The 17040-nt window shown below is 66.5% G+C and carries 16 protein-coding genes; 9 read left to right on the forward strand and 7 right to left on the reverse strand.

Annotated elements, in window-relative coordinates:
• Window positions 1-47: 47 nt before the first annotated feature.
• Window positions 48-2261: an LPS-assembly protein LptD gene (locus AC0CH8_RS10590; protein ID WP_465239976.1), complete on the reverse strand. Its 2214-nt coding sequence runs from the start codon at window positions 2259-2261 to the stop codon at window positions 48-50.
• A gap of 219 nt (window positions 2262-2480) precedes the next feature.
• Between AC0CH8_RS10590 and AC0CH8_RS10595 the strand changes: the two genes are divergently transcribed.
• The 4 genes from AC0CH8_RS10595 (at window position 2481) to AC0CH8_RS10610 (ending at window position 5615) form a co-directional block, all read left to right on the forward strand.
• A complete protein-coding gene (locus tag AC0CH8_RS10595; RefSeq protein WP_465239850.1) occupies window positions 2481-3956 on the forward strand; it encodes a leucyl aminopeptidase in 1476 nt (491 codons plus the stop codon).
• Between the two features lie 174 nt (window positions 3957-4130).
• Window positions 4131-4571, forward strand: a complete 441-nt coding sequence (locus tag AC0CH8_RS10600) for a DNA polymerase III subunit chi (protein ID WP_204193254.1) — start codon at window positions 4131-4133, stop codon at window positions 4569-4571.
• A gap of 85 nt (window positions 4572-4656) precedes the next feature.
• Window positions 4657-5079: a nucleoside-diphosphate kinase gene (ndk, locus tag AC0CH8_RS10605; RefSeq protein ID WP_055843352.1), complete on the forward strand. Its 423-nt coding sequence runs from the start codon at window positions 4657-4659 to the stop codon at window positions 5077-5079.
• Window positions 5079-5615 carry an N-acetyltransferase family protein gene (locus AC0CH8_RS10610; RefSeq protein ID WP_465239851.1) on the forward strand — a complete coding sequence of 179 codons (537 nt, stop codon included), beginning with the start codon at window positions 5079-5081 and terminating at the stop codon, window positions 5613-5615. Before ndk ends, AC0CH8_RS10610 begins: the two co-directional genes overlap by 1 nt.
• Window positions 5616-5649: 34 nt before the next feature.
• On the opposite strand, the gene AC0CH8_RS10615 is transcribed toward AC0CH8_RS10610, so the two are convergent.
• Window positions 5650-5991 carry a YciI family protein gene (locus AC0CH8_RS10615; RefSeq protein WP_204193256.1) on the reverse strand — a complete coding sequence of 114 codons (342 nt, stop codon included), beginning with the start codon at window positions 5989-5991 and terminating at the stop codon, window positions 5650-5652.
• A 308-nt stretch (window positions 5992-6299) separates the two neighbouring features.
• Between AC0CH8_RS10615 and AC0CH8_RS10620 the strand changes: the two genes are divergently transcribed.
• Window positions 6300-7337: an AraC family transcriptional regulator gene (locus AC0CH8_RS10620; RefSeq protein ID WP_465239852.1), complete on the forward strand. Its 1038-nt coding sequence runs from the start codon at window positions 6300-6302 to the stop codon at window positions 7335-7337.
• 21 nt (window positions 7338-7358) lie between these two features.
• Here AC0CH8_RS10620 and AC0CH8_RS10625 read toward each other — a convergent pair whose 3' ends face one another.
• The 3 genes from AC0CH8_RS10625 to purM are packed head-to-tail and all read right to left on the reverse strand — an operon-like array spanning window position 7359 to window position 9917.
• Window positions 7359-7940, reverse strand: a complete 582-nt coding sequence (locus AC0CH8_RS10625; protein ID WP_465239853.1) for a hypothetical protein — start codon at window positions 7938-7940, stop codon at window positions 7359-7361.
• Window positions 7937-8833: a phosphoribosylglycinamide formyltransferase gene (gene purN / locus AC0CH8_RS10630; protein WP_465239854.1), complete on the reverse strand. Its 897-nt coding sequence runs from the start codon at window positions 8831-8833 to the stop codon at window positions 7937-7939. Before purN ends, AC0CH8_RS10625 begins: the two co-directional genes overlap by 4 nt.
• The gene (purM, locus tag AC0CH8_RS10635; RefSeq protein WP_465239977.1) at window positions 8823-9917 is read right to left on the reverse strand and encodes a phosphoribosylformylglycinamidine cyclo-ligase; all 1095 of its coding nucleotides are present in this window, start codon (window positions 9915-9917) and stop codon (window positions 8823-8825) included. The genes purN and purM overlap by 11 nt, the downstream gene beginning before the upstream one ends.
• Window positions 9918-9981: 64 nt before the next feature.
• Here purM and AC0CH8_RS10640 point away from each other — a divergent pair, with 64 nt between their 5' ends.
• From AC0CH8_RS10640 to AC0CH8_RS10655, 4 genes are read left to right on the forward strand one after another with little or no spacing between them, the layout of a single operon-like run.
• Window positions 9982-11220, forward strand: coding sequence for a heavy-metal-associated domain-containing protein (locus AC0CH8_RS10640; RefSeq protein WP_465239855.1), 1239 nt, complete (start codon window positions 9982-9984; stop codon window positions 11218-11220).
• Window positions 11221-11251: 31 nt separating this feature from the next.
• A complete protein-coding gene (locus AC0CH8_RS10645) occupies window positions 11252-11863 on the forward strand; it encodes an HdaA/DnaA family protein (protein WP_465239978.1) in 612 nt (203 codons plus the stop codon).
• Window positions 11860-14016 (forward strand): RNA degradosome polyphosphate kinase, encoded by a 2157-nt coding sequence (locus AC0CH8_RS10650; RefSeq protein ID WP_465239856.1) that lies wholly within the window; start codon window positions 11860-11862, stop codon window positions 14014-14016. Before AC0CH8_RS10645 ends, AC0CH8_RS10650 begins: the two co-directional genes overlap by 4 nt.
• Complete coding sequence (locus tag AC0CH8_RS10655) at window positions 14013-15479, forward strand: Ppx/GppA phosphatase family protein (RefSeq protein WP_465239857.1); 1467 nt, start codon at window positions 14013-14015, stop codon at window positions 15477-15479. Before AC0CH8_RS10650 ends, AC0CH8_RS10655 begins: the two co-directional genes overlap by 4 nt.
• Window positions 15480-15486: 7 nt before the next feature.
• On the opposite strand, the gene AC0CH8_RS10660 is transcribed toward AC0CH8_RS10655, so the two are convergent.
• Entirely contained in the window at window positions 15487-15780 is a 294-nt protein-coding gene (locus AC0CH8_RS10660) for an I78 family peptidase inhibitor (protein WP_465239858.1), read from the reverse strand.
• Window positions 15777-16955 (reverse strand): ribonuclease D, encoded by a 1179-nt coding sequence (rnd, locus tag AC0CH8_RS10665; protein ID WP_465239859.1) that lies wholly within the window; start codon window positions 16953-16955, stop codon window positions 15777-15779. Before rnd ends, AC0CH8_RS10660 begins: the two co-directional genes overlap by 4 nt.
• Window positions 16956-17040: the final 85 nt, after the last annotated feature.

The raw sequence follows: 17040 nt of genomic DNA on the forward strand, positions 1-17040 counted from the left end.
TCATCTCGAAAGACGACGCGACTACCCCGGCGATACTGAACCCGCGCTTAGCGGCCGAGGTTCGTCAACGCCAGCGTCAACAGGAAGTTGTTCCCCTTCCGCGCATCGCCGATCTGCCGGTAATCGCGCCGCCACGTCACGCCCAGCCGGATGCAGTCGTCCTCATACTGCACGCCCAGCCGGTGGCGGATCGGATCAAAACCGTCGGCCAGCGACAGCACGTCCTCGTCGCGATTCGTCAGATCGACGATCGCCGAGCCGAACACCGACCAGAAGCGTGCGATCTGAACCCGGCCGCCGACGCGAACCTCCTCGCGGTCGCGCAGATCCTCGGTCTGGTCGATGTCGCGGTTCAGCTTCAGATAGCCGACCAATGCATAGGTCGAACGACTGCCGACGGTCGCATCCACCTCGTTCCGGCGCACCCGGAAGCTGTCTTTATCCAGACGGTAGCGATGCACGATCGACACGAAGTCGCGGAACCGCGCCTCGGTGCGTCCCGTGTAGTCGGAGAACCGGTCGCTGAGCCCGGTACCGTCCGGCAGGATCGTCGCGCGCGTCGACAGCCGATAACTCTGACCGATGACTGTATCCAGGCTGAAGCCCGGCAGGTCGAGCGCGTACTCCGCACCGTAAGTGGCGCGCGACGAATCCTCGAACCGGTCGTACCCAGGGAAACGGTTGAGCGCGAACAGGTTGGTGTCGTCGAGGTCGACCGCGCGCGAATCCTCGTTCGGGATCGACAGGTTCTTGATCCGCGGTGCCGCAACCAGCTGCACGCGCGGGGTCAGCCGCTGCGTTCCGCCGAGAAAGCTGCCGACGAACGGCCACTTCACGTCCGCCGCCAGCGCCCCGATCGCCCGGCCCTGAAATCCTTCTGTGCCGCGATAGGTGACGACCGCGGTCGAGAGCGTATCGTTGGTGTTGTAGGCATCACCCCGCGCAAAGGCGGTGAACGTCACCTCCTGCCCCCAGTTGGTCAGCCGCCGGACGTCCCATTGCAGGCTGGCGAACGCGCGCTGCGTGTCCTGTCCGTCCGTCCGCGCCAGCGCGAGGCTGTTGACCTGCAACTGGATGCGCCCGCCCAGCAGCGGATCGGCGAAGAGGCGGCGGTAGTCGATCTCGGGCAGCGCGATCGGCTGAAGGCCCTGCCTGTCGTTGACGCGCAGCGTCTGCACAGCCCAGCCGCTGATCGCAAAATAGCTGTCGGTGCCGATCCGCTGCAACGTCGCCGTATTCCGCAGCCGGTCGTCGCGCGAAATATCGTACCGGCGCAGGAACGTGCGGTCGGTCGCCAGCCGCAGCGATCCGCTCGCGCTCCACTCCGGTGTGAACTGGTACCGTGCAACACCGTCGATATAGCCGCGCAGTGCCATCTCGGTATCGGTCGGATCGACCGTGTTCAGGTCGTCGCTCCGCCGGCTTTCGGTGACATAGCCATGCAGCCGGAACGCCCCCCGCTCCGACAGTTGCGAGTAATCCGCCTCCGCCATCGGCAGCACGCTGGAATAGATATGCGGCGTCAGCGTCAGGCCGCGATTGGGCGCGAGCTTGATGAAATAGGGCGTCGCCAGTTCCAGCCCGTTGACCCGGCTGTAGCTGAACTGCGGACTGAGAAGTCCACTGTCGCTCGACCCGCCGACCGGATGCGAAAAACGCGGCAGCGGCAGCGCGGGCAGGCCGAACAGGTCCAGCCGCCCACCGGCGTAATAGACGCGCTGCCTGTCCGGCCGATACGTCACCTTGATCGCGGTGATCTTCCAGCTCGGCTCCTTCGGGCAGCCTTTCGACGTCTCGACCGCGCAGGGGGTGTAGGCGGCGGTCTCCAGCGTAACCGTGCCGTCCTCCGACCGCGTACCCTTCGCGGCCGCGAGCCGTCCGCCCTGTTCCAGCACGACGAGCATGTTGTCGACCACGCCGTCCTTCAGCGTGTCGGTCAGGTCGATGCGGTCGCCGTAAGCGATGTCGCCCTGCGGATTGGTGACGGCGATGTCGCCGGTCGCCACGACCTTGCCCGTCTTGCGGTTCCAGACCACCTGATCGGCGCGCAGCCGTTGCCCCTGGCGGATCATCCGCACGTCGCCCCTGGCGGTGACGATATCGCCTTCGGAGTCATACTCCAGCGCGCCGGCCGCGAACTGCACTTGATCGTCGGCGGCGGGCGGGGCGCCCGCGATCGGGTCGCCGGCCGGCGGCGCGACAGGACGGTCCTGAAGGTCCTGCGCGGTGGCGCTGGTGGTCAGGCCGACCGCGCACGCCATCACGGCACACCCGGCGAACAGGTCGATACGCGGCAAGAAACCCGTCCCCTTCAACACGTCGACGCGGGCCTCCTGACAGGACAGCGACACGCTCTGCGCCTATCGCACCCCGCGCGGTCCCGCAACGTCGTGCTTTATCGCCCGCTGCCGTCCCGGCCACGCCGCGCTTGTCATCCCACTCCGCAATCCTAGATGTGATGTTCATCAACCGAGGACTTCATGCAGATTCATTTCGCGCCCGCTGCGGCCGCCGATGCGGCCATTCTCGTCATCCCCGTCGAGAAGGACGCGCTGGCCCGAACCCGGTGGACCGGCGACGCCACGCGTCGCGTCGCGGAGGCGGCCTCATCCGCGTCGCGCTTTTCGGGTGAAGCGGGCTCCACCGTCGAGCTGTTCGTCAGTGCGGGAGAGGCCGAAACCGTCCGGCACATCTTGCTCGTCGGCGTCGGCAACGACGAAACCGGCTGGCGCAAGGCGGGTGGCGCGATCGTGGCGAAGCTGCTGACCTCCGGTGCGACGGAGGCGACCGTCGACCTGTCGGCGCTGGCGAACGCGCCGTCGCCAGCGGCGGTGGCGAAGCTGGCCGCAACCGCGGCGCAGCGCGCATGGCGGCATGACGTGTACCGAACCAAGCTGGCCGAAACCGCCAAGCCGACATTGACCGCGTTGACCATCGCCGGCGCGCCCGAGGGTACGGACGCGGCGTGGCTGCATCAGGATGCACTAACCAAGGGGCTGGCGCTCACCCGGACGCTCGTCGCGGAGCCGGCGAACATCATCTACCCCGAAACCTTCGTCGAGCGTGTCCGCGCCGATGTCGAGGGGCTGGGGCTGGAAATTACCGTCCTCGACGAGGATGCGATGCGCGAGCTGGGCATGGGCTCGCTGCTGTCGGTCAGCCTCGGCTCGGCACGCGAGGCCCGTGTCCTCGCCTTGCGCTGGAACGGAGCGGGGGAGGGCGATCCCGACCTTGCGCTGGTCGGCAAGGGCGTGACGTTCGACTCCGGCGGCATCTCGATCAAGCCGGCCGCCGGTATGGAGGACATGAAGTGGGACATGGGCGGCGCCGGTGCCGTCGTCGGTGCGATGCGCGCCCTTGCCACGCGCAAGGCGAAGGCGAACGTGGTCGGCGTCTGCGGTTTGGTCGAGAACATGCCGGACGGCCTCGCGACGCGGCCGGGTGACGTCGTGACGTCGATGTCCGGCCAGACGATCGAGGTGCTGAACACCGACGCCGAGGGGCGGCTGGTGCTGGCGGATGCGATCACCTGGACGCAGCGCACGTTCCGTCCGAAGACGATCGTCGATCTCGCGACGCTGACCGGCGCGATGATCGTCGCGCTCGGCAACGAATATGGCGGGCTGTTCTCCAACGACGACGATCTCGCCGCGCAGCTCGCCGCAGCGGGTCTGGCGACCGACGACAAGCTCTGGCGGTTCCCGCTGTCGGCGACCTACGACAAGCTGATCGACAGCCCGATCGCCGACATGAAGAATGTCGGCCCGCGCGGTGGCGGATCGATCACCGCGGCGCAGTTCATCAAGCGCTTCGTCGACGAGGGCGTGAAATGGGCGCACCTCGACATTGCCGGCATGGTCTGGTCCGACAAGCCCGGCCCCGGCTATGACAAGGGCGCGACCGGCTACGGCGTGAAGCTGCTCGACCGCTTCGTGGCGGACAATTTCGAGAAGTAGGGGCGTACGCTCCGGCGCTCGGCGCGAACGGGATCGTCCCTGATCCGTCCGCGCCGAGCCGACTTGAAGGCAGCGCGATCGGCTCCACCTGCAAATCCAAGCGTCATGCCGGCACATGCCGGGCATGACGGCGGGTATCTTCCCGCCACGCCACGCCGCCGCTAGACCGCCCGCATGCAGGTCGACTTCTACCATCTCACCGCCACTCCGCTCGACCGCGCGCTTCCCCAGATCGCGGAGAAGGTGGTGGCGAGCGGTGGGCGCCTGTTGATCGTCGCGAGCGAGCCTGCCCAGCGTGACGCGCTCGACCGCCTGCTGTGGAGCTACGCACCGACCAGCTTCCTTCCACACGCACAACTGGGACAGGCGGATGATACCGTTCAGCCGGTACTGATCGCGCCCGACGTCAACGCGGCCAATCGTGCGCGCAACGTCGCGCTGGTCGATGGCGTCTGGCGCGACGACGCGCTCGATTTCGATCGCGCCTTCCATTTCTTCGACGACGATCGCATCCGCGAGGCACGGTTGGCGTGGAAAGCGCTCGCCGATCGCGAGGGCGTCCAGCGCCGCTATTGGAAGCAGAACGACGCGGGGCGCTGGGAACAGGCCGCCTGACCAGCGGGTGTTGTTGCCTTCCGCTCCGCCCCCGACTAGGGGCGACGCGACTTTCCTCCCCATCAGACAGGAGCCCGTGACCGTCATGGCCGCGAACCGTACCTTTTCGATCATCAAGCCCGACGCCACGCGTCGCAACATCACCGGCGCCGTCACCAAGATGCTGGAGGAAGCCGGTCTGCGCGTCGTCGCGTCCAAGCGCATCCAGATGAGCCGCGAGCAGGCCGAGGGCTTCTACGCCGTTCACCGCGAGCGTCCGTTCTTCAACGATCTGGTCGAATTCATGATCTCCGGCCCGGTCGTCGTGCAGGTGCTGGAGGGCGAGAACGCCATGCAGCGCAACCGCGACATCATGGGCGCGACCAACCCCGCCAATGCCGAGCCGGGCACGATCCGCAAGGAACTGGCCGAGTCGATCGAGGCGAACACCGTCCACGGTTCGGATTCGGACGAAAATGCCGAGATCGAGATCGCGTACTTCTTCAAGCCGGAAGAGATCGTCGGCTGATGCCGTGGCGGCTGCGACGGGCGGAGGCAGGCGATGCGCCGGCCCTGTCGCTCGTTGCGGCCGCCAGCTTCCTCGAGACGTTCGCCGGCACCCTGTCCGGCGACGACATCGTCGCGCACGTGACGAACAAGAGCGCACCCGCGATGTTCGCCCGCTGGATCGCCGATCCCGTCAGCATCGCGACGCTCGCGACCCATCCGGACGGCGATGCGCCCGTAGGTTACACCGTCCTGACCACGCCCGACGCGGTTGGCGACATCATGCCGGGCGACATTGAATTGCGCCGCATCTACACGCTATCGACGGCGCGCGGCACGGGGCTGGGATCGGCGCTGATGGACCGCGCGATCACAGATGCCCGCGCCCTCGGCCACACCCGCATGCTGCTGGGCGTCCTCGCGACCAATCACCGCGCCTGCGCCTTTTACGAGCGGCAAGGATTCAGCGTCGTCGCCGATCGCCGCTTCAAGGTCGGCGCGACCTGGCACGACGACCGCGTCTACGCGCGGGCTCTGACTGGAAGCTCGTCCGGGTAACGATGATCGGGGGCCACGGCTCGATGTCGAAGCATCAGCGCAACGCCGTCACCTCGAGCATCGGGTGACATTCATAAACACCGAGGCCGGCCTTCATCAGCGGATCGTCCGCGAGCAATGCGGTGATCTCTTCGTCGTCCGACAGGGTGTAGAGTGCCACGCCGTACGCGCCGTTCGGGTCCAGCACCGGCCCGCACGCCACGATCCGGCGCTTTTTCGCCAGCCCCTGCTGCCAATAGCGCTGCATCATCAGCAGCTCGACTTCCACGGCTGACAGCGTGTCTAGGAAGTCCGAACGCGGCGGAATATACTTGCAGAAAAAGTGGTTCATGTGAATTCCGGGCATGGCGTTGTTGAGGACGTCTTTATGGCGCACCCGGGCGGTAAAGACCGCCGACGAGAGCAAATGTTGTCAATGTTTATCGAGCCTTAACTTACATGGGTTTATAAGGCGCAGTGTTCATTCGTGGAATATGTGCTCAGCGTGACAGCGCCATTTAGGTCGGCGGCTGTTTCCGCCCGACCAACACTCACCTTCGTCCGTTTTCGCAATGATGCTAATCCGAGCGTTCCGTTTGCAGGGCGGCGGAGGCGTACGCTCCCAATGCTCGCGGGAAGTTGATACTCGCTCTTCGCGGGAGTGCGGCGCAAATACAACATGTCAATAGGAAAGGTGTGTAGTCGTTGAGCGATTCGACTTTGAACCTCGATCTGAACGACATAGGCCGATCCGATGGTCGCGGAGCCTTGCGTAGGTCGGCGATCTGGCGGCCGCAACCGCGCTTCGTTCACGAGATCACCACCACTCTGCAACTCGACGCCGTCAACGATGCCGGCGGTATCGCCGTGCAGTTCGAACCAACACCCAGAAGTGCGGTTCATCTGGCATTCGAGGGTAGCCAAAGCGAGACGCTTAGCATCTGGACGACGCGAGCCCGCCACGGCTTCATCAGTCGCCCGAAGCTCGCGGCCGATCTCATCACCATCCGCTTCGTGCGGACCGGCTTCATGCTTCGCGACGACAAGCGCGGCGAAGGAACGGTCGTGGGGTTCGATCAGGCGATGTGCGCGTCCTTTGGGGAAATGCACCACGAGCAGGCGTCAGCTGGATTCTCGGCTACGACGGCGAGCATCGGCCGTGACGCCGTCGAACGCGCCTGCCGAACGCTAAGCGGTTCGGAGTCCGTCCTTCTCCCTCGGTTCCTATCGGTCGTCGATGCAAATAGTCCCGGTCTGGCAGCGTTGCGACAGACGCTGGCTGTCCTGCAGGACCAACTTGTCCGCCGGATCGATAACGACCTGACCGTGCCGTTGCTTCAGGAGCTTCTCGTCTACCAGTTCGTCAGTGCGTGGCCGTCGAGCGGCGGGTCGATGACGCCGAAGCCGGCGGACATCTCGGTCAGACCGATCAAGCTCGCGCTGGACTTCATCGAAGCGAACCTCCGCCGGGCGATCCGGATATCCGATATCGCGCACGCCGCCGGCCTCAATGCTCGCGCCTTGCAGACGGGTTTCAGGCGGCATGTCGGGTGCAGTCCGGTGCAATACCTCATCTCGCGCCGGTTGGATCGGGTGCATGCGGCCTTGCAACTCGAAAGCGACCTCAGCATTCAGGATATCGCCACCATCTGGGGCTTCACGCATATGAGCGACTTCGGCCGGCGTTATCGTCAAAGGTTCGGACGTTCGCCTCGCGATACCGTCAAGCCAATCCGGCAGTAGTTTACGCGGGCGTTACCGGGTTCAAATCTTCTCGCGCGCCCACAAGGCATCGACCCGCGCCTGATTACCGCCGCGTTCATGGAGGCGCATGCCTTCGAGTCGCAACGTCCGACCGCGCAGCACGCGTCCCTCGGTCCGCCAGATCAGGTCATAGATCGCCGTCGACGTGCGCGCCGCATCGCCGTCCCAGTACCGCACCGTCAGCAGCACCGGCAGCCGCCCGGCGCGATCGTCCGCACCGCCGTCCGTCAGCTTCAGCATCGGTGCTTCGATCGCACTCACATCGATGGCGATATCCGCAACCGGTCGCTCCGGCGCGACACCCAGCGCCTTGGGGAACAGCACCGCCAGATCCTGCAAGTCGTGCTTTTCGTCCTTGATCGCCAGGCGCTTGCCGCCATCCTCGACCGTCGCGACCAGATCGACGCGGGCTCGCTCGCGCGCTTCGCTCGATTTGTCGGCGACCCGCGCTTCCTGATCGGCGCGCCGGTCGGCCCAGCCGGTGTAGAAGGTCAGGCCGGCGATCACGACGCCCGCAACCGCGACGACTTCCGCCAGCGTCACCCAGCGGCGGCGGGTCGCCTGTTCCGACGTCTCGCTCACCGGCCACCCGCTTCCAGCAAGCGGGCGGGGGCGGCCAGTTCCCAACTCCGCGCGATACGATCGTCGACCAGCGTCCAATCGACATCGCCCGACAGGGTCACGTCGACCCATCCGGAAGCAGACAGCGAACGGGTGTCGGGCGCCGCCTCCGGCAACATCGCCCGCTCGTCGTCACCGCTCGTCCGCACGCGCATGATGTACAGGCCATCGCCGTGATGATCGTCGCGAACCTGTGCGAACAACTCACCGTCCACAAAGAAGCCCACCCTCTCATCACTCGGCCGCTCCTCCGTCTCGGGCAGTCTCAACGCGGTCTCACGGATACGATCGATGGGCGTCATCACGAACTCCGACAGGATGCGCGGGTATAACGCATGTTCGGCCGCCAGAACCCGCGCCGCCAGCGTCTCGGCGTCGTCGTCCGGCAAAACCGCCACCCGCGATTGCCCCAGCACCGCGCCGCCGTCCAGTTCCTCGGTCACGACATGCACTGAACAGCCAGCATACTCGTCGCCGGCCGCGATCGCCCGCGCGTGGGTGTCGAGGCCTTTGTAGAGGGGCAGCAGTGAGGGATGTATGTTGACGATCCGTCCGCGCCAGCGCGCGACGAAGTCGTCGGAAATCAGGCGCATATAGCCGGCAAGCGCGATCGTCCCGACCTCTGCCTTTCGCAGCGCCGCGTCGAGTTGCGCCTCGTACGCCGCTTTTCCAATCCCTTTCGGGCTCGACGCAAACGTCGCAAGCCCACGTTCGCGCGCCCAGACCAGGCCGGCAGCCTCCGGCTTGTCGGAGGCGACCAGCACCACCTCGTAACCACGCGCCTGCTCTACAAGCGCCATCATGTTCGATCCCCGACCGGAGATCAGGATGGCGACGCGCTGGCTATTGGACATGGCTCGCCGTCCAGTCGCCACGGGCGCTCCAGGTCTCGGCGGAGCCGCGCACAGTGCAGCCGCGTGGCCCCGCCTCGATCCGGCCGATCGTCGCGACGCTCTCGCCGGCGGCGGTCAACGCCGCCGTGACGGTGTCCGACTCATCGGCGGCAACGATCACGGCCATGCCGATTCCGCAGTTGAAGGTGCGCGCCATCTCTTCCGGCTCGATCGCTCCCTGCGCCTGCAGATACGCCATCAGCCGCGGCTGCTCCCAAGCGTCTGCATCGATAACGGCATGCGCTTCCGCCGGCAGAACGCGCGGGATATTCTCCAGCAGCCCGCCGCCCGTGATATGCGCCAAACCCTTGATCCGTCCCTCGCGCAGCAGCGGCAGCAGGCTCGCGACATAGATTCGCGTCGGCGCCATCAAATGGTCGATCAGCAGCCTGTCCGCGTCGAAAAGCGCCGGACGGTCCAGCTTCCATCCCTTGTCCGCCGCCAGTCGCCGTACCAGCGAGAAGCCGTTGGAATGCACCCCGCTGGACGCCAGCCCCAGCACCACGTCGCCAGCCGCAATCGTCTGGCCGGTCAGCAACCGATCGCGCTCGACCGCGCCGACGCAGAAGCCCGCCAGATCGTAATCGCCGGGTGCGTACATACCCGGCATTTCCGCCGTCTCTCCACCGATCAGCGCGCAGTCTGCCTGCCGGCATCCTTCCGCGATGGAGGCGATCACGCGTTCGGCGATCCCCGCCTCCAGCTTGCCGCTGGCATAATAATCGAGGAAGAACAGCGGCTCCGCACCCTGCACGATCAGGTCGTTCGCACACATCGCGACCAGATCGACCCCGACGCCCTCATGCCGGTCCCACTCGATCGCCAGCTTCAGCTTGGTGCCGACGCCGTCGTTCGCCGCGACCAGCAGCGGATCGACGAAGCCTGCCGCCTTCAGATCGAACAGCCCGCCGAATCCCCCGAGATCGGCATCCGCTCCAGCGCGCCGGGTCGAGCGGGCGAGGGGACCGATGGCGCGCACCAGCGCATTACCGGCAGCGATCGAAACGCCGGCATCGGCGTAGGTGTAGGAGGGGTTCTCGCTCATACCGATGCGCCTAGCCACATCGCGCTTGGATTTCCACGCCCGCTTCTGCAAAAGGCGCGGCACCATGCGCCGCTCCATCGCTCTTGCCGCCGTAGCCGCGCTCGCTCTCGCTTCCGCCACGGTTGCGCAGATGGACGATACCGGCCGCGGCGTCGTGCCGGTCGACAGCGCCGGCGCGTTCGAAGTTTCCGGCGTCACCGTCGATGTCGCCGCGAAGACCGCGGACGGTGCCCGGCTGGGCGGCTGGCGGCTGGCGCAGAGGAAGGCGTGGGTGCAGCTCTCGCGACGGCTCGGCGGCGGCGGAGGACTGGTGTCGGACGGCACGCTCGACCAGCTCGTGTCGGGGATCGTCGTCGAGAACGAGCAGATCGGGCCGACGCGCTACATCGCGCGACTGGGCGTGCTGTTCGACCGGGGGCGCACGGGCGCCGTTCTGGGCATCGCAACCTCCGCCGGCCGCTCGACGCCGATGCTCGTCGTACCGGTCCTCTGGTCCGGCGGGATCGGTCAGGTGTTCGAGCAGCGGACGCCGTGGCAGGAGGCGTGGGCGCGGTTTCGCACCGGCAATTCTTCGGTCGATTACATCAGGCCGTCCGGAACGGGTGCCGACCCGCTGCTGCTGAACGTCGGCCAGATCCAGCGGCCCGGCCGCGGCTGGTGGCGGACGATCATCGATCAGTATGGTGCATCGGACGTGCTGATCCCCACTGTCCGGTTGACGCGGCAATACCCCGGCGGGCCCGTGATCGGCGCGTTCGAGGCGCGGCATGGCCCGGACAACGACCTGATCGGGCGGTTCCTGCTGCGAGTCGGCACGTCGGCGGGCGTGCCGCAACTGCTCGACACGGGTGTGCAGCGGCTCGACGCGATCTATCAGCAGGCGCTGCGCAGCGGCCGGCTGGAGCCGGACGTCGCCCTGTCGCCACCGCCGAAGCCGGAGGACACGCAGGCGCCGGTTCCCACCGGTGACATCGACACGGTCATGGCCAATCTGGGTACGCCCGCCATCGGCGCCGGCGCGACGCTGACGATCCAGTTCGACACGCCCGGCACCGCCAGTGTCGCCAACACGGAGGCGCTGGTGCGCGCGATCCCCGGCGTGCGGTCGGCGGCGACGACTAGCCTCGCGCTTGGCGGCGTATCGCTGATGCGCGTCGTGACGGACGGCGGGGCGGCAGCGCTCACCGCTGCGTTGGAGGCACGCGGCTATCAGGTGCAGGGCGCAGGCGACACGCTCCGCATCCGGCGTGCGCCGCAGGTCGTACCGCCCGATGTTCCAGCGGACGGCCAGACGGCCGGCTGAAGGCGTGGCGCGCAGCCTCTTCCCCAGCCAGATGGCCTTGCCGCTGGCGCTCCCCGCCGACCCCCGCGACGATTCGTTTCTCGTGACACCATCGAATGCGCGCGCCGTTCACCTGCTGGAGCGCTGGGGCTCGTGGCAGGTGCGCGTCGCGATCCTCACCGGTCCGCGCCGCTCGGGCCGCAGCACGCTCGCTCGCCTGTTCGCCGCGAAAAGCGGCGGCGCGATCATCGACGATGCTCATGCAACGTCGGAGGAAGCGCTGTTCCACGCCTGGAATGGCGCGCAATCGAGCAGCCGGCCATTGCTGCTGGTCACCGACGCGCCGCCACCCTTGTGGGATGTCGCGCTTCCCGATCTGCGCTCACGCCTTGCCGCCAGCGTGCATGTCGAAGTCGGCGCGCCGGACGATGCGCTGGTGCGGTCGCTGCTCGACTATCGCCTCAATCGGCTGGGTCTCGATTCGCGACCGGACCTCGTCGACTGGCTGTCTTCCCGGATCGAACGCAGTCATCTGGCGGTCGAGCGGACGGTTGATGCGCTCGACCAGGCCTGTGCGGAACGTCGCAAGCGCCTGACCATTCCGCTTGCCCGAGCCACCCTGATCGATGCCGGCCTGATCGCCGGCAAACCGGAGATGCCATGACCCGCCCAGCGCATATCGTGACGATCGCGGAGGCCGATGACGACGCATTCGTCGCCGAGCCGAACGACCGCTACTTCAACCGCGAACTGTCGTGGCTGGCGTTCAACCGCCGGGTGCTGGAAGAAGCGTGCAATTCTGCGCACCCGCTGCTCGAACGGCTGCGCTTTCTGTCGATTTGCGGGTCGAACCTCGACGAATTCTTCATGGTCCGCGTCGCGGGGTTGAAAGGACAGCAGAAACAGGATGTCGAGCGGCGTTCCGTCGACGGCCTGACACCGGGGCAGCAGCTCGGTGCGATTGTCGCGGAGGCCGACCGGTTGATGGAGAGCCAGCAGGCGGTGTGGGGCGACCTGCGGGTGCTGCTCGATCAGGCCGGTCTATTCATCCTCCGCCGCGACGCGATCGACGGCGAGGCCGACGAGTGGCTTGCGACGCATTTTCGTGAGCAGATCTTTCCGATCCTGACGCCACAGGCGCTCGATCCCGCCCACCCATTCCCCTTCATTCCCAACAAGGGGCTGTCGGTCATCTTCGATCTGGAGCGGAAATCCGACAAGGAGCCGATCCGCGAGATCGTCATGCTGCCCGCGACGATGCCGCGCTTCGTCCGCCTGCCGGGTGACAAGGCGCGGTACGTCTCCGTCGAGACGATCGTGAAGCGGTTCGCGCCCGTGCTCTTCCCCGGTTACGAGGTCCACGGTGCCGCTGCCTTCCGCGTCCTGCGCGATAGCGATATCGAGATCGAGGAAGAGGCGGAGGACCTCGTCCGCTATTTCGCCAACGCGATCAAGCGCCGCCGACGCGGACGTGTCATCCGGCTGGAGCTGGAAACCGGCATGCCCGACGCGTTGGAAGGCCTGTTGAAGGAGGAACTCGGCGGCAGCGACACCATCGTCACCGAGAGTGGCAACCTGCTCGGCATCACCGACCTCGACATGCTGGTCGACGAGGACCGCCCCGACCTGAAGTTTACGCCATTCACCCCGCGATTTCCCGAGCGAATCCGTGAGTTTGGCGGCGATTGCTTCGCCGCGATCAGAGCCAAGGACATCGTCGTCCATCACCCCTATGAAACATTCGAAGTGGTGCTTGCCTTCTTGAAGCAGGCTGCGAACGATCCCGACGTGGTGGCGATCAAGCAGACGCTGTACCGCGCCGGAAAGCAATCCGCCGTCATCAACGCGCTGATCGCCGCGGCGGAGGCGGGCAAGTCCGTCACCGCCGTCGTCGAGCTGAAGGCGCGCTTCGACGAGGAACAGAACCTCGTCTGGGCTTCGGCGCTGGAGCGCGCCGGCGTGCAGGTCGTCTATGGGTTCATCGATTGGAAGACGCATGCCAAGGTGTCGCTGGTCGTGCGCCGTGAAAGCGGTGGTTTTCGCACCTACTGCCATTTCGGGACCGGCAACTACCACCCGGTGACGGCAAAGATTTACACCGATCTCAGCTACTTCACGGCTGATCCTGTGATCGGGCACGATGCCGCGCAGATGTTCAACTACGTCACCGGCTATGTCGAGCCGCAGGACATGAAGATCGTCAGCCTGTCGCCCGGCGACCTCCGCCAGCGGCTATTGCGGCTGATCGACGCAGAGATCGCCCATGCGCAGGCGGGACGACCGGCATCGATCTGGGCGAAGATGAACAGCCTGGTCGATCCCGCGTTAATCGACAAATTGTACGAGGCATCAGGAGCGGGGGTCGAGGTCGATCTCATCATCCGTGGCATCTGTTGCCTCCGCCCGCAGGTGCCCGGCCTGTCCGACAATATCCACGTCAAATCGATCGTCGGCCGCTTTCTCGAACACAGCCGCATCTGCGTCTTCGGCAACGGCAAGAAATTACCCAACGACGGCGCGAAGCTGTACATTTCGTCCGCCGACTGGATGCCGCGCAATTTCGACCGGCGAGTCGAATATATGCTGCCGATCACGAATCCGACCGTCCACGACCAGATCCTCGATCAGGTCATGGTCGCCAATCTGCTGGATAACGAGCAGAGCTGGATATTGGGGCCGGACGGTGACTACACGCGCGTCGATCCGGGCGACAAGCCCTTCAACCTGCATCGGTATTTCATGACGAACCCGTCGCTGTCCGGGCGTGGTGCGGCCCTGCAGAAGGTGCCGACGCTGTCGCTGCGGGCGGCACCATGAACATCTTCGGCAAGCGTTCGGATCCGTCGCGTAGGGCGATCGTCGACATCGGCTCCAACTCGGTGCGGCTCGTCGTCTATCAGGGCCCGGCACGGCTGCCGGCGACGCTGTTCAACGAAAAGGTCATGGCCGGGCTTGGGCGTGGTCTTGCACAGACCGGGCGGATGGAGCCGGGCGCGCTGGCCGCAGCGCAAGTCGCCCTCGCGCGCTTCGCTGCCGTGACTCGCGAGATGGAGGTGGCGACCGTCCGCACCGTCGCTACCGCCGCCGTGCGCGATGCGGCGAACGGTCCGGAACTGATCCAGGCAGCCGAGTCGCTGGGCCTGAATGTTGAAATCCTTTCGGGGGAGCAGGAGGCGCTGGGGGCCGGCTACGGCGTCCTGTCCGGTATGCCCGCTGCCGACGGGGTGGTCGGCGATCTGGGCGGCGGCAGCCTCGAACTCGTGCGCGTGCGCCGCGGCGAGGTCGAGGACCGCGTGTCGTTCCCGCTCGGCGTCCTGCGCATCGCGGGCACCCGCGGCAAGCCGCTGGAGAAGCGGGTCACCGACCTTATCGCCACGGCAGGTTGGCGAAGCCGGGGCAGGGGGCTGCCCTTCTATCTCGTCGGCGGATCGTGGCGGGCGCTCGGGCGGTTGCACATGGGGTTGTCGGACTACCCGCTGCCCGTGGTCCACCAGTACGAACTATTACCCGCGACGATCGCGTCCCTCGCCGCACAGCTTCCCGGCATGACCAAGCAACAGTTGCGCGACATCCCCGGCCTGTCCGCCGGACGCGCTGCGACGCTGGCCGATGCCGCCGCGCTGCTGGAGATCGTCATCCGCGAACTCGGGTCGACCGGTACCGTCATTTCCGCGTTCGGTCTGCGTGAGGGGCTGTTGTTCGAGATGCTGGACGCCAAAACGCGCGTGCTCGACCCGCTGATCGTCGCCGCGCGGGAGGAGGGGCGGCTGCTGGGACGGTTCCCCGAACATGGCGACTTGCTCGACCGTTGGATCGCGCCACTGTTCGGGCACGAATCGCCTGCGCAGGCGCGTATCCGCCACGCCGCCTGCCTGCTCGCGGATGTCGGCTGGCACGCGAATCCCGAGTTCCGCGCCGAACGCGGTGTTGAGGTCGCCTTGCATGGCAACTGGGTGGCGATCGATGCCTGCGAACGCGCGCAACTGGCGCAGGCGCTGTTCACCAGTCTGGGGGGCGGCACGATCTCGCCGGAGCCGCTGTCACGCCTCGCCGATCCGCGATCGCTGGCGACCGCTGTCGCGTGGGGGCTCGCGATCCGGCTTGGCCAGCGTCTGTCCGCCGGTCTCGCCGGTCCGCTTCAGCGCACCCGCCTGACCGGCGATGCCGGGACCGTCGCGCTCACGCTGCCGAACGACGACCGCGCGTTGTACGGCGAAACCGTGGAAAAGCGTCACGCCGCGCTGGCCGCGCTGCTCGGTCGCAAGCCGGTCCTCAGCTAGGCGGCTTTTACCCGCAGCGGAGCCCGTCGATCCGCCCGCCATCGTCCAACACGACGTTCAGCCGATCCTCGCGCAGGTCCATCGTCGCCGCTTCATCCGGCCGCAGCACGCGCAGGATGCGGGAGTTCGTCCGCGCCTGCATCTCGTCGCGCATTTCGCTGTCGAACTTCGTGCCGACGAAGCGCATGCGGGTCGGCTCGTCGACCACGCAGGGGCCGGTGGGCTGCGGCGCGGGCGGCATCGTCGTGCATCCGGCCAGCAGAACCGCCACCGACACCGGCAGCATCAACAGGCTCCTCATGCGACTTCCTCCTCGGTTCGCGTCATCTTCAAGCGGCCGTTGATCACCGCGAAGGCCAGCCGCCCCTCGACCAGATCGACCGCGTCGCGCCCGAACTGGTCGTAGCGCCAGCCCTCCAGCATTGGCAGCCCGGTGCGAACCCCGGCGGCCAGCGCCTCCAGCTCGTCGGACCGCGCCAGCAGCTTCGACGCGACGTCGATGTCACGCGACCGGATTTTCAGCAGCAGCTTGAGCAGGTCCGCAACCAGCGATCCTTCCTTACCCAGCCCCGGCTTGCGATCGTCGCGCGGCGGCAGCTCATCCCCGTCGAGCGGCGTCGCCCCCTCGATCGCCGCCATCAATCGCGCACCGATGTCGTTGCCGGCCCATGTCGCGGACAGGCCGCGCACCCGGGCGAGATCGGCTTGCTTGCGCGGTGGATGGCTGGCGAGATCACCCAGCGTCTCGTCCTTGACGATGCGGCCGCGCGGCAGGTCCTTCGCCTGCGCCTCCAGTTCGCGCCAGCGCGCGATCGCCTTCAGCCGGCCGAGCATGTCCGGCTTGCGGCCTGACACGCGGACGCGCTTCCATGCGACATCGGGGTCGTTGGCGTAATTGGCGGGATCGCCCAGTCGCTCCATCTCCTGATCCAGCCACGCACCACGCCCGGTTTTGCGCAGCCGCTCCAGCATCTTCGGGAAGATCGCGGCGAGGTGCGTCACGTCGCCGATCGCATACTCGATCTGTCGCGCATCCAGCGGCCGCCGCGCCCAGTCGGTGAAGCGCGCGCCCTTGTCGATCTGGATGCCGAGCCAGCTGTCGACCAGATTGGAATAGCCGATCTGCTCCCCCTGGCCGAGCGCCATCGCCGCAACCTGCGTGTCGAACAGCGGGTGCGGCGTCTTGCCCGTCAGGTTATACACGATTTCAAGGTCTTGCCCGCCCGCGTGGAAGACCTTCAGCACGTCCTCGTTATTGACCATCAGTTCGAGCAGCGGCGTCATGTCGAGCCCCGGCGCCTTCGGGTCGATCGCCGCCGCCTCGTTCACGTCGGCGATCTGGATCAGGCACAGTTCGGGATAATAGGTGCTCTCCCGCATGAACTCCGTATCGACCGTGACGAAGTCGGCCTGAGCGAGGCGATGGCAGAGATTGGCGAGTGTCGCGCTGTCGGTAATCAACGGATGGATATGCATCGTCCGGTTCATAGCGAGGGTCGCGCGGGTTGACAAAGAGGGATAGGGAAGGGAAGCGCCCTCCACCTATTCCAGCCGCCACCCC

This window comes from Sphingomonas sp. AC435, assembly GCF_979253005.1.

Excerpts from the sequence above, each read along its gene's own strand:
- AC0CH8_RS10640 (WP_465239855.1), top strand. The coding sequence starts at position 9,982 with ATGCGCCGCTCCATCGCTCTTGCCGCCGTAGCCGCGCTCGCTCTCGCT.
- purN (WP_465239854.1), bottom strand. The coding sequence starts at position 8,833 with ATGTCCAATAGCCAGCGCGTCGCCATCCTGATCTCCGGTCGGGGATCG.
- ndk (WP_055843352.1), top strand. The coding sequence starts at position 4,657 with ATGGCCGCGAACCGTACCTTTTCGATCATCAAGCCCGACGCCACGCGT.
- AC0CH8_RS10600 (WP_204193254.1), top strand. The coding sequence starts at position 4,131 with ATGCAGGTCGACTTCTACCATCTCACCGCCACTCCGCTCGACCGCGCG.
- rnd (WP_465239859.1), bottom strand. The coding sequence starts at position 16,955 with ATGCATATCCATCCGTTGATTACCGACAGCGCGACACTCGCCAATCTC.
- AC0CH8_RS10650 (WP_465239856.1), top strand. The coding sequence starts at position 11,860 with ATGACCCGCCCAGCGCATATCGTGACGATCGCGGAGGCCGATGACGAC.
- AC0CH8_RS10610 (WP_465239851.1), top strand. The coding sequence starts at position 5,079 with ATGCCGTGGCGGCTGCGACGGGCGGAGGCAGGCGATGCGCCGGCCCTG.
- purM (WP_465239977.1), bottom strand. The coding sequence starts at position 9,917 with ATGAGCGAGAACCCCTCCTACACCTACGCCGATGCCGGCGTTTCGATC.
- AC0CH8_RS10590 (WP_465239976.1), bottom strand. The coding sequence starts at position 2,261 with ATGGCGTGCGCGGTCGGCCTGACCACCAGCGCCACCGCGCAGGACCTT.
- AC0CH8_RS10655 (WP_465239857.1), top strand. The coding sequence starts at position 14,013 with ATGAACATCTTCGGCAAGCGTTCGGATCCGTCGCGTAGGGCGATCGTC.
- AC0CH8_RS10660 (WP_465239858.1), bottom strand. The coding sequence starts at position 15,780 with ATGAGGAGCCTGTTGATGCTGCCGGTGTCGGTGGCGGTTCTGCTGGCC.
- AC0CH8_RS10595 (WP_465239850.1), top strand. The coding sequence starts at position 2,481 with ATGCAGATTCATTTCGCGCCCGCTGCGGCCGCCGATGCGGCCATTCTC.
- AC0CH8_RS10645 (WP_465239978.1), top strand. The coding sequence starts at position 11,252 with ATGGCCTTGCCGCTGGCGCTCCCCGCCGACCCCCGCGACGATTCGTTT.